This window comes from Sorangium sp. So ce426 (genome assembly GCF_051475585.1).
GTDB lineage: Bacteria > Myxococcota_A > Polyangia > Polyangiales > Polyangiaceae > Sorangium > Sorangium cellulosum_B.
Genome location: NZ_CP150341.1, coordinates 9,019,200 through 9,030,504, shown reverse-complemented (window position 1 = coordinate 9,030,504; position 11,305 = coordinate 9,019,200). Strand labels below are relative to the sequence as shown.

8 protein-coding genes, 1 other RNA gene and 1 pseudogene are annotated in these 11,305 nt (G+C 67.5%); 5 read left to right on the top strand and 5 right to left on the bottom strand.

The window, feature by feature from the left end; genetic code table 11:
- Positions 1-203 precede the first annotated feature (203 nt).
- Together WMF44_RS33665 and WMF44_RS33660 are read right to left on the bottom strand one after the other, a co-directional pair.
- Positions 204-761 (bottom strand): hypothetical protein, encoded by a 558-nt coding sequence (locus WMF44_RS33665; protein WP_437294144.1) that lies wholly within the window; start codon positions 759-761, stop codon positions 204-206.
- A gap of 121 nt (positions 762-882) precedes the next feature.
- A pseudogene (locus tag WMF44_RS33660) lies at positions 883-1,248 on the bottom strand (RNA polymerase sigma factor); the annotation flags it as partial.
- Positions 1,249-1,529: 281 nt separating this feature from the next.
- On the opposite strand from WMF44_RS33660, the gene WMF44_RS33655 reads away from it, so the two are divergent.
- The 3 genes from WMF44_RS33655 to WMF44_RS33645 are packed head-to-tail and all read left to right on the top strand — an operon-like array spanning position 1,530 to position 5,872.
- Positions 1,530-2,609, top strand: coding sequence for a hypothetical protein (locus WMF44_RS33655; RefSeq protein WP_437294143.1), 1,080 nt, complete (start codon positions 1,530-1,532; stop codon positions 2,607-2,609).
- Entirely contained in the window at positions 2,603-4,264 is a 1,662-nt protein-coding gene (locus WMF44_RS33650; protein WP_437294142.1) for a hypothetical protein, read from the top strand. The genes WMF44_RS33655 and WMF44_RS33650 overlap by 7 nt, the downstream gene beginning before the upstream one ends.
- A gap of 24 nt (positions 4,265-4,288) precedes the next feature.
- Entirely contained in the window at positions 4,289-5,872 is a 1,584-nt protein-coding gene (locus WMF44_RS33645; protein ID WP_437294141.1) for a hypothetical protein, read from the top strand.
- 256 nt (positions 5,873-6,128) lie between these two features.
- Here WMF44_RS33645 and WMF44_RS33640 read toward each other — a convergent pair whose 3' ends face one another.
- A complete protein-coding gene (locus WMF44_RS33640) occupies positions 6,129-6,596 on the bottom strand; it encodes a hypothetical protein (protein ID WP_437294140.1) in 468 nt (155 codons plus the stop codon).
- Between the two features lie 1,490 nt (positions 6,597-8,086).
- Between WMF44_RS33640 and WMF44_RS33635 the strand changes: the two genes are divergently transcribed.
- The gene (locus WMF44_RS33635) at positions 8,087-8,320 is read left to right on the top strand and encodes a hypothetical protein (RefSeq protein WP_437294139.1); all 234 of its coding nucleotides are present in this window, start codon (positions 8,087-8,089) and stop codon (positions 8,318-8,320) included.
- Between the two features lie 94 nt (positions 8,321-8,414).
- On the opposite strand, the gene WMF44_RS33630 is transcribed toward WMF44_RS33635, so the two are convergent.
- Both WMF44_RS33630 and ssrA read right to left on the bottom strand, forming a co-directional pair.
- Complete coding sequence (locus tag WMF44_RS33630) at positions 8,415-9,158, bottom strand: hypothetical protein (RefSeq protein WP_437294138.1); 744 nt, start codon at positions 9,156-9,158, stop codon at positions 8,415-8,417.
- 1,109 nt (positions 9,159-10,267) lie between these two features.
- Positions 10,268-10,612: a transfer-messenger RNA gene (gene ssrA / locus WMF44_RS33625) on the bottom strand.
- Positions 10,613-10,959: 347 nt separating this feature from the next.
- On the opposite strand from ssrA, the gene WMF44_RS33620 reads away from it, so the two are divergent.
- Positions 10,960-11,250, top strand: coding sequence for an oxidative damage protection protein (locus WMF44_RS33620; RefSeq protein ID WP_272095228.1), 291 nt, complete (start codon positions 10,960-10,962; stop codon positions 11,248-11,250).
- The last annotated feature ends 55 nt before the right edge of the window (positions 11,251-11,305 follow it).

Below are 11,305 nucleotides of genomic sequence, written 5' to 3'. Positions count from 1 at the left end.
CCGAGAAGGCCGCTCCCGACGCCGCCCCGCGGGGTGATCGCCGGCGATACCCGTGACGTGTGCCTATGCTCCGCCACGGCTTCCTTGCGTGTCATGAACGTGCTCGTTCTCCTGGCCCGGCGCAGGGCGGAGCTCGGCCTGGCGTCGCTCGAGGACGCCGTTGTCTCCACCACTGGCTATCTGTCGCCAGGGCCGCAGCCGATTCAGCGAAGTTGCAGCAGCAGCGCCTCGCGCTCCCGGGCCAGCTGACCCCGAGGGAACTCCATGGCGTGCATGTCGAGCAGGCGTCGCGCCTCGACGTCAGCTCTGGCGTTGTAGGCCTCAATGGCCTTGCGCGCCTGGAGGATCAGGTCCTTCTCGCGCTCGCTCGCGACCGTGCGTACGGCGCGGACGGGCGGCGAGGAACGTGCAGCTGTTGCGGCCGGCGAAGCGGGTTTGCCGTTCTTTGCGGCCGGTGCATTCTCGCCGGGTGCCGGGATGCCGCCCTGCAGCGGCGGCGAGGCCGCGGCGACCGCGCGGCGTGCGTCTGGCTGGTCGAGGGGCGGCGCGGTGTGCTGCTGCGGGCGTGTGGCCGCATCGGCGTGGATCGCTGCCGGCCGTAACTGCGGGGTCGTACTGGCCGAGCTTGACGAGTGTGGCGCTGTCGCGACGACGGTGCCTGTCAGCACGACGAGCGCAGCCTGCGCGAAGACCGTTGCCCCGACCTTCTGCAGGCGCAGCGCGGTTGTCCACCACGAGCGACGGAACAGGCCGAACGCCACAGGGACGCAGGGCACCTTGTCCCAGCCCCCCGAATTCTTGCTGCGCCATCCAGCGCCGCTTCGCCTCCTCCAGCTGCTCGCGTGCCCTGCGGTGCTGGCTCCTCACCGTGTCCAGCTTGAGCCCCATTTCGGCGGCGATCTCGGCGAGCGACTTCTCCTCGAGCTCGTGCTTGATCAAGAGGTCGCGGTACTTGGGCTCGACCTGCTCGATCAGGTCGCGCATGGTCGCTTCCCGCTCCTGCCTCCGGAGCAAGGCTTCCGGGCTCGGTTGGTCCCCGCGGAGGTCGTGCTCGTCGAACGGGGTCAAGACCTCACCCCGACGGCTCGCGTCCCGCAGGTGGCTGCGGGCGAGGTTCAGTGCGATGGTGACGGAGTACGGCGCTGGATCTGCGCCCGTCTCGATCCGCGCTCTCGCCTCCCAGTCCCGCAGGAGCGTTTCCTGCGCGAGGTCCTCGGCGTGTCGCGCGGGGACACCGACCCGCCTGATGAGGCGGCGGAAGCGCTCGAAGTGGGGGGGAGTTCGTGCTGGCTTTGCCCACAGCTGGTAGCACCCCTGAGCTGGCCCGAAGGGTTCAAGAAAGAGAAGGGTCGGTCAACTTTGGTCGGATAATGTGCGCTATTGTGGAATGCGTACCTGGGCGGCTCCACTGCTCGGCGGGTCGACCGGCGCCTTTGCGTCGTCGGGCCGATCATTGCCTGGCAAAGTGTTCCTTCCCTGCGAATTTGTCGCGGTTGACGCCGCGCGCTTTGCGTAAGTACGGTCCCCGCATGCGTGACGTTGCGCCTTCGTTGTTGTTCTGCCTGATGCTTGGCGCCGCTGGTGTCTACACGAGCCCCGCCAGCGCCGAGGACATCTATTCGACGCTGGAGCGAAGCGGCAGCTCGACGGTGAAGGACCATGTTCGCCGTGCGCAGACAGCCCGTGACGGAGGTCGGTGGACCGAGGCTCACGGCGCCTACGATGCGGCGCTCCAGGCGACAGACCCGGCGTCGAACACGGAGAAGGAGCGCGCGGAGATCGCCGGAGAGCTCGGCCTGTGTGAGCTCGAGCTGCGCAAGTACCGTGATGCTGCGGAGCATCTCGCCTGGAGCCTCGAGCAGCGCAACGTCCTGCCCCTTGAACTACAGCTGCGGTTCGAGGCCGGGCAACGCAAGGCAGCGTCGCATGTCGCGACCCTCTACCTGTCTGTCGACCCGCCGGACGCCGAGGTGCTCATCGACGGAAAGCCGATCAGCGCGCCAGCGCGGACCTACAGGCTATTCCTGGAGCCCGGTCAGCACATGGTGCGGGCCCGGTTGGCGGGCCATGAGGAGGCGTTCGCGTCGTTCGACGCGCAGGCCGGGAAGCCGACGACCATCTCGCTGCAGGTACCGCGCGCCGCAGCGCCGGGCACCCCTGCGAAGGGAACCTCAACCAAGAGCTCCGCGCCAGGCGCCTGGGCGTCGTCTTCCGTGGAGCCGTCCTCCACGGCGTCGACGCTGCGCATCGCTGGCGCGGTCGTGGCAGGGGCGACGATGGCAGCCGGCGGCGGGTTGCTGATCTGGAGTGCCTACACCGAGGATGAGCTCCGCGACCGAGCTACCGCGCTGCGTGGCGCAGACGAGGACGCGAGCCGATGTGCCCGCCCGGACGCACCGCGCGCGTGCTCGGAGCTGCGTGACCTGCAAGGGAAGCGGGATCTCCTGAAGAAAGCCGGCTGGGTGACCCTTGCGTCCGGCGGCGCGATCGGTGTGCTGACGCTCGCGTCTCTGCTCGTGGACCGAACCTCGCCGCCCAGCGATGGCGTGCGTGTCGTTCCGACGGTGAGCGGACAGCACGCGGGGCTGATACTAATCGGTGCATGGTGACGAACGTGGAGCTCCAGGTCATGGATACCTCATCGAAAAGTCGGCGCGGGGTGGCTATCATGGTGCCCATCGCGCTCGCGTACGGAATCGCTGCCTTCTTGTGCGGGTGTTCCTCCGGTCCGGATAGGGTACCCGTCTGCGACGATGACCCCTTGGTGAGAACGCCGGAAGACGGATGCGGTATTTTCGTTAGCTCAAGCCTGGGAGACGACGCGAACCCCGGCAGCCGCGCGGAGCCGGTGAAGACCTTCTCGAAAGCCCTCGAACTTGCAGACATGGGCAGCCACCGCGTCTACGCGTGCGCGGAAACTTTCGAAGAAACGCTTGGGTTTTACGGCATAAGCATCTGGGGCGGGTTCGACTGCGCGAACGGCTGGCGGCACCTCGGTGCCAGCGCGAGGACTGTCGTTGCTCCGGAGGGGCCCGTCCCGCAGGTGGTGCGGTTTGGCGGACAGGGACTTACGTTTGCCAACCTGCGGTTCCTGGCCCCCGACGGCAACGATGTGGACCACGTCCAAAAAGGATCCGTCGGGATAGCAACCCTCCAAGGGGTCCAGCTCAAGCTCATGGCGAGCGAGGTCATCACCGGGCGTGGTGGAAAGCCGGGCGGAAGCTCGATTCCGATCTACCTCCGTGATGGCAGTGAGATCGAAGTGATCGACAGCCGCATCGTCGCTGGAGACGGAGCAGACGGCGAGCCTGGAGCCGCGGCTGAGGGCGCGGCAGCATCCGATGGAACGCCAGGACACTCGGGGGCGGACGCGTGTACGGCGGACGCCATGGCAGGGACGCCGGCCGTTACGACCGAGTGCGACGACGGGCGATCGGCCAGCGGCGAGGGCGGCCTCGGGCTCGTGGATCGGGGCTCCGGAGCTGGGAACGGGGAGCCTCTCCCAGATCCCAACCCGACCGGCGCCGGTGCCGGAGGCGTGGGCCAGGTGGGAAGTACGGCGTGCAGCGATGGGCAGCGCGGCCTCGACGGTGCCGTTGGTGCGCAGGGTCAAGGAGGGAGGCGCCCAGGCGCCGTCAGGTGGGGTGTTACTCTGGGCAAGGGACAGGACGGCAAATTCGGGCGCCCTGGCCAGGGGGGCGGTGGGGGCGGTGGCGCGAGGGGTGGTTCCATGGCCTGCGGCGCAGGCCCGATCGGGGGTGCATTCGGCGGTTCTGGCGGCTCTGGCGGTTGCGGCGGCAAGCCGGGGAAAGGTGGCTTTGCCGGGGGCGCGAGCATCGGCATCGCCACGAGGGGGTCCAAGATCAAGATCCGTGGGACGACGATCGAGACGGGACGCGGCGGCCGGGGTGGGGCGGGCGGGGCGGGGCTGCCGGGGGGTAGTGGAGCCCCCGGCGGCGATGGCGGACGAGCGGTGCCTGACACACTTCCAGGGTGCCGCGGCGGCGATGGTGGCAACGGGGGGCCCGGAGGCGGCGGAGGCGGCGGGCTCGGCGGCCATTCGGTTGGCATCGCGTATCTGGGGGCCACGGAGGTGACGCGGGAGGAGGTCGAGGCGACGTTCGCGCTCGGAACCGCGGGCAAGGGTGGACCTGGTGGCGACCCAGGCGCCACCGAGAGCGCGGGTGACGATGGCGTGGTGGCCGAGTTTCTTCCCTTCGTTACCGACGATCCGAACGACCCAAACCCCGCTGCGCCAGAGTAGGTGGCATCGATACGAGGAGAGAGGATGATGAGCTCACTGTCGAGGCGCAACCGGTGGCATGAAGCGTCCGAGGAATGGCCTCGGCTGCTTGTTGTCGCCATGTCTGCGGGGATCGGGACGCTCGGGTGCAGTGCTGATCCGGGAGCTTGGGAACCTTGCGAGGAAACGCTCACGTGCACACCGGTGGTAGACTGCAATGCCGATCACGGTATTCCCAGCCGGCCGGTCGACTGCGAGGGTATCTATCTGACCGTGGATGGCCGCGACGATGATCCGGGCACGCGAGAGAATCCCGTGGCCACCTTCGCGCGTGCGTTCGATCTCGCCCGCGACCATGGAATGCGCGTCTACGTGTGTGCCGATCGTTTCAACGTAGAAGTGCGCGTGCCAGCAGGTATGAAGGTATGGGGTGGGCTCAATTGTCGCGATCCCCGTAAACATTGGCCGCTGCATCCGCTCGGCGAGCTCACCACGATCGCTCCAGGACCGAACCGGATCCCGCTCACCGTTGCGGACGATGCTGCCGAGTCCGAACCCCGAAGCTCCGTCGCCACGGCGCTCACCAGGATGCGGATGGTCGCGCACGACGCCACGGTTCCGGGCGGCTCTTCCATCGCCATGCGCGCTCTGCCGGGCGTGACGGTGGACGTGCGCCTGAGCGAGATCGTGGCCGGTGACGGTGCAGATGGGGCCATTGGCGCTGACGGAGGCGCCGAATCAGCGCGGGAGGGGGCACCAGGGAACCCGGGAGCCGTAGCGTGCTCTGCTGATGTCGTGACGGGAGGGGCGCGGGGCACCACCTCATGTGACGACGGTGTTTCCTCAGGCGGGATGGGCGGCGTCGGTACCAAGGGCGATGGTGGCGACGGCGAAAGTGGCGACCCTTTGCCAGTCACCAACCCGATGGCGTACGGCTTCGGTGGAACCGGGCAAGACGTCATGTCCTGCACAGATGGAACGCGCGGCATGGTGGGGGATGACGGCGCGAACGGCAACGGTGCGTCAGGGCAGGGGAGGCTCACAGACACGGGGCTAGAAGGCAGCGCTGGCGAGGATGGCCAGACGGGGCAGCACGGCTACGGCGGCGGCGGTGGAGGCGGCTCGCGCGGCGGAGCCATGTTCTGCGGCACAGGAGCGGCACAGGGCGGCGCTTCGGGCGGTTCCGGCGGTGCTGGCGGCTGCGGCGGCGAGCCCGGCAAGGGCGGCGGTCCAGGCGGATCCAGCATCGGGATTCTGTCTTACCACGCCAGCGTCCACGTGAGTAAAACCAGCATCATCACGGGTCGGGGCGGCAACGGCGGGCGAGGCGGAAAGGGCCAGTACGGCGGCGTCGGTGGGTACGGCGGCACTGGCGGAGGTAACAGGGCTGGGTCGCAGCCAGGCTGCCGTGGTGGCGATGGCGGGAAAGGCGGCAACGGCGGCCGGGGCGGGGGAGGTCACGGAGGACACTCTCTTGCGGTGGCACATACCGCCGACCTGGGCCCCAACGTCGAGCCCGACTCTCCTATCAAGTTCGGCATCCCTGGTGACGGTGGAGGCGCTGGCGATCTGAACGCGAACCCGGGCAAACCCGGTTCCGCTGCGATCTCAATGGGCTTCCAAGACTAGGGGATTCCAGCCAATGGCATCCCCATATTGTCGGCGGCGTTGACCTCCGCGCCGCGCCGAAAGGACCGTCGCCGATCACGATCCCGCCAGAGGCGATCCTCCCCGAGAGCGGGCTGATCTCCGAAACGTCCCTCCACGTGCAACTGCCCACCGCTCGGCTCACCCGCGAGCGACGGAGGGGCGCCGCAGGCGCCACGGAATCGCTCGTCGGTGAGCAGCCGTGCGTTGGGCAGCTTCGTGTACGCTTTCGGAACCATTACTTCTGCCGGAACTGCGGAGCGATGCCGATGCCGACTTCTTCCCGTAGCCACTCTAGGAGATGGCCGGCCTCCAAGCTAGAGTTGCGAGTCTCATGGCCGCCACGGCTGCCGAGCTTAACTTCCCGGTACGCGTCGGATCTCTCCCACAGGTAGGCCTCGCAGCCGGCGCTGCCCAGATCGCGCGCCATGTGCTTCTCCTCGATTCGACCGCCTCGAGCGATCTCCGCCTTCTTCCGCATGTCGGCCAGCTGCGCAGGAGGAACGCGGCGCGACTGGAGGACGGGATTTCTGAATCGCTCTCTCAGCCCGGTCTCCAGATAGAGTCCGTCCCCGGCGGGTTGGGGATCCCAGGGCCTTCCCAGGTCGTAGAACCAAATTCGGCCCTGATCATCAAGGACGTTCCCGTAAGCCTTACTGCCCCAAGCAAAACTCACGTAGTAGCAGGAAAAAAGCGGCTTGCCCATTCTCACTCCCTTCGAATTCGGGTCCGCCTCGAGGATCGGAGGGGAGCGAGGCGTAGGTTGAGGTAAATCGTCCGCGACTCGTGGCTGAAGCGTGGGCTCCGGGCTTGGTTCCACCTCGCCGGAGGACCTCTCGGGATCCTTGTTCGCGGACTTCGCTACAGAAGGCGCGTGCGACGGAGCAGCTGGTTCGCCACTTCCGGACTCCGACTGTTCCCGTCGCGCGCAGGAAGCCGCTACAAGACTCGATGCAAGAGCCGCTGCGATGTAACCGAGGAAAACCTTGGTGCGAGTCATGCGTCTCCCGAAGTAGATGGCTGTCCCGTCGCCTGCCCGACGTCGCAATCAGTTGCGTCGCAGGGCCTAGCGGCGGATCATAGCATGTAGGCGGCGAGGCGCCGCGGCCAATCTCCGTATTCCCGTGAATAGCTCGCGAAGCTCCGCGGTATATCGGTGGATTCCCGTGAATAGGCAGCGACTTCCGCGACCTATCTGCGCATCTCCGAAGATGGGCCGCCGCTCCGCGTCCCGTATCGCCGACCCCGGCGCGCGCCGCGAGGGGCCACGCCCATGGCGACCGATGGGCGGTTCCCCCGGCGCGGCGGGTAGCCCAGGCTGAGGCGACGTCGAGGCGGCGCGCATCGCCCACGAGACCATCGGCGCCTGCTTCGGCACGCCCGGCGCCGACATGAGCGGCGTCGTTCACCTCGGGGCTCGGCGCAGCCGCCCTGGCGGGTAGCGCCAGCCGGGGTGGCGCTCGCGGCGAGCGATATCGAGGCAGCGCTCCTCACCCACGAGAGGACCGGGCCGCTGCTCGGCGCGCGTCTGGCGCGGAGCCGGGCAGGACGATCGATCTTGCGGTGGAGCGCACACGGCAGGGTGGCTAGCCGAGGGCGTCAGCAGCTTCATGGGTCTCTTGAGCGGCCAGCGCTCTGCGCGCTCGTAGGACCGGGCGGCGCAACCCCACTCGCCGGCGGGTGCGGTCCGCGCCGAGAGAGCGTCTCCCTGGTCCTGATTACCGCTCGATCCACCCTTGGGATGTGCTCTGCCGAACGCCTACGGCCACCCCCATGGCCACGTCTCTCTGCGAGGTCAGCGGAGATACCGTCCCGTGCCAAGAGGAGCCTGCACGGCAGCTTCGTCTCCGCCAGGTTGGGGGATCGGGGTCGCCGCCGGTCCACCTGTATCCGGCCCGGCTCCACTGGTCCCGGCTTCCAGTAGGGTGGATTCGGGATCCGGCTCGCGGGCCCCGAGTCGGCCATCCCCCCCGTTCCGTTCCGCCGGTTCGGCTATGGCTATCCGCTGCCGATGCCCCGCCTCACACCGTCCAGCCCCGCCCAGACCTCCGCCAAACTTTGTCAGGTCACACAAAAGCAAGAAGACACGGCTCTCGCCGTGTCTTCTTGGTGGAGGCGCCGGGAATCGAAACGCCTGCCGAGGGACGGGATCCGCAGGGATCGCGTAGGTTTCGGCATGAGTCGGGAGCGGCAACGGTGCCGTCGACGGCGGCTAAGTGCGCGAAACCGCGTCAGGCGGACGAATCGTGGACGAAACCGGCGGACCCGCGGACGCTGCTGCTCAGCCAGCTCGCGGAAGGCATGCGGGCGGCGCTCGCCGCGGGCGACGTCGAGGCGGCTCGCATCGCCCACGAGACCATCGGGCGGCTGCTCGCTCGGGCGGCTGCTCGCTGCAGCAGAGACAAGGAGGTCGAGCACTCCGGCGCGTAAGCGGCCTAGCGCCTGCGGCATCTACCGCGGGCGCGGAGCGCCCGTCGGCAGCATGCCGCCGTTGGGCGGCTTGGCGCGGCACGAGCGGGATCTCTCACCAGCCCCAACGAGTACGAAAGAGCTGGGGCATCGGCATTGGCTTCCCACTGATCTGCCGATACTGCTTAGAGTCGAACCGCCACCGCTGCTGTGCGGCCAGCTTCTTGGGACCGCAAACCCGCTTGTACTCCTCCCAGCGGCACCGGGCCTGATGGACCGTGAGCACGATGTCGTCGGGGCCGGACGCGCGCCTTTGCTGCGACACTGCTACACTGACAACGTCATCGTCCTCGAGACCCATGCCGGACGCCACCCACTCGAGCCTATCGTCGAAGACGAGTGACAGCTGAGTGCCCTCAAGACGAAAAAGACTCAAGCGCGTCGTCCCGCCCATCATGCCGTAGGACCACGGCGTTCGCATCCCAAGCAGAGTTTCGTCACCTTGAAAAGAGTACGAACGGGAATCGAACTCGGTACGCCCATAAAGCAAACCGTCGGGATCCCAGCCTGGCACTGTGCCCCGCGCTACCAACGTAAGCGCAGTTCCCGAACGCTCTAGCACGGCGAGCCGCGGGTTCACCCGGCAACCTCCGCAGACGAACTCCGCGTCCGCATCTTCGCCAATGTAGTGCGCAACTACCAGTAGCGTCCGCGCCGAAAGGACCCACTGCCGAACGCGATCGACACGTACAGTACCTCCTGCTGCCGCCGAACGCTCAACCGATGTGTCAAAGTCCGGAAAAATCGCTACGAGCACGTCGCACAGCGTGAACTCGGCGAAGGAGTGAGGGAGGAGCAAAGGCTCCTCCTCTCGGAAGGCGCGGCGGCACGCCGGGATGCGCGGATCCGCACTTGGTGGGCTGCCGGTGGGCTGCCGGCCATCCGCAGCTTCTGCAGTTTGGGCCGGTGTTGGCGCTGCGTCTTCTGCGACAGCCCGTTCTCGGTCGCGGCAGCCAAGTCCGGCGACCGCGGCGACAGCGAGCCAGGCGAGAGCGGCCGCCCGTCGGAGTCCGCGTCCGGCTGTCGTGGTCATATCTTTAGGTCTCCGTGTGCGTAACCGTGGTCCGCCCAACGTCGCAATCAGTTGCGTCGCAGCGCCTAGCGGCGGGTTATACAATGTAGGCGGCGAAGCGCCGCGGCATATCTGCGTATTCCCGCGAATAGGTCGCGACGCTCCGCGGCATATCTGCGTATTCCCGTGAATAGGCAGCGACTTCCGCGACCTATCTGCGCATCTCCGAAGATAGGACGCCGCTGCGGAGACCCGGCGAGGGCGGGGCATCGGCAACCCCGCGGATCCTGGCACCTGGTGGGGCGAGGGCGGCGTCGCGGTCGAGATACTCCAGGGTCGCCAAGCGCGATGGTTTCCCGTTGGAGCGTTCTGTGGAGGGTACGGGCGGCGTCGTCATGCTTGGAGTCCAGAGCGTTCGCGAAGATTGACAACGAGACGTCCGTCTCGTTGACAGAAGATCCGACGGCACAACCCTACGCGCCGACGGATGCGGTCCGCGCCGAGAGCGCGTCTCTCCGGCCCTCATGGCCGCTTGAGCCATCCTCATGGCCACCTCCCTCTGCGAGGTCAGCGGAGATACCGTCCCGTGTCAAGAAGAGCCCGCTCGGCAGACTCGTCTCAGGTGGGTAGGGAGATCGGGGTCGCCGCCGGTCCACCTGCATCCGCTCCTGCTCCACTGGTCCCGGTTTCCAGCAGGGCGGATCCGGGATCCGGTCGCGGGCCCCCCAGTCGGCCATCCCGCTCCGTTCCGTTCCGTTTCGCCGGTTCGGCTGTGGCTATCCGCTGCCGATGCCCCGCCTCACACCGTCCAGCCCCGCCCAGACCCCCGCCAAACTTTGTCAGGTCACCCGCAGATCCCACAAAAGCAAGAAGACACGGCTCTCGCCGTGTCTTCTTGGTGGAGGCGCCGGGAATCGAACCCGGGTCCGCAAGGCATCCAGTCTACCTTCGTTCACGTGCGTAGTCGCCATGCGCCGGCGACGGCGTTCGTAGATTCGGCTACGACCTATCCCTCACTGAATCTCGGCCGCGTTATCGAGGGCGTCCTCACGCGACCCAGCCCTGTGGTTGACACCCTTAGAGTACTAGGACGACCTTCTCCTCGGATGGCTTAGCGGTTATTAGGCCGCGACAGCGTATGCGTTGTCGTTCGCACTTGTAACGTCCCGCTTGATAGGCGGAGCAGGAGCCGCCAGCACGCAGACAGACCTTCAGTCCCCACGTCGAAGCCGATCGCCCCCTCGTGGTTCGTTCAGACGGACCGAATATTGCTAGAAACCGTGCTGCCGTCAACCCCTCGGCGCCAGATCGTTCCGTCGCTGACGCCGTCGCGGACGGCGCCGTGCGTCGGTCGGGGCTCATCGGTCCGATCCTCCCGGCTTTCCTGCCTGCTGCTGCCTCCAGGCACCTCCGTCAGCCTTGCCCTCCGCCCCTGCCTCAACCTGCTGCCGCCGCTCGCCCGCCAGCTCGGTCGGGCCCCTCTCTGGCCAGCCCCGCCGGCTGACCTCGCCGGCACGCCTCGCGCTCTCGACGGCTCCTCGCGGGTCGGCTAAGAAGCCCGCGAAAAGGAAAAGGAGTCGGGCAACTTATGGCGAGGATGGTCCAGTGCGTGAAGCTCGGCCGTGAGGCGGAGGGGCTGGAGAAGCCGCCGCTGAAGGGCGAGCTGGGCAAGCGGATTTTCGACAACGTCTCGAAGGAGGCGTGGCGGATGTGGCTCGAGCACTCGAAGATGCTCATCAACGAGTACCGCCTCGACCTCATCTCCGAGGCCGGCCAGCGGATCTGGATGACCGAGCTCGACAAGTACTTCTTCACCGGCGGGAACGAGGCCGCGCAGCTCCCGCCCGACTACGTGGCGCCCAAGGACAAGCCGGAGTAGCCGACCGCGACCGCGGTACCCCCGCGACCGCAGTCCCCCGCTCCCCATCGGCCCG

Bases quoted from the DNA above. Each gene is read 5' to 3' on its own strand.
- WMF44_RS33645 (WP_437294141.1), top strand. From the start codon at position 4,289: ATGATGAGCTCACTGTCGAGGCGCAACCGGTGGCATGAAGCGTCCGAG.
- WMF44_RS33650 (WP_437294142.1), top strand. From the start codon at position 2,603: ATGGTGACGAACGTGGAGCTCCAGGTCATGGATACCTCATCGAAAAGT.
- WMF44_RS33640 (WP_437294140.1), bottom strand. From the start codon at position 6,596: ATGGGCAAGCCGCTTTTTTCCTGCTACTACGTGAGTTTTGCTTGGGGC.
- WMF44_RS33655 (WP_437294143.1), top strand. From the start codon at position 1,530: ATGCGTGACGTTGCGCCTTCGTTGTTGTTCTGCCTGATGCTTGGCGCC.
- WMF44_RS33620 (WP_272095228.1), top strand. From the start codon at position 10,960: ATGGCGAGGATGGTCCAGTGCGTGAAGCTCGGCCGTGAGGCGGAGGGG.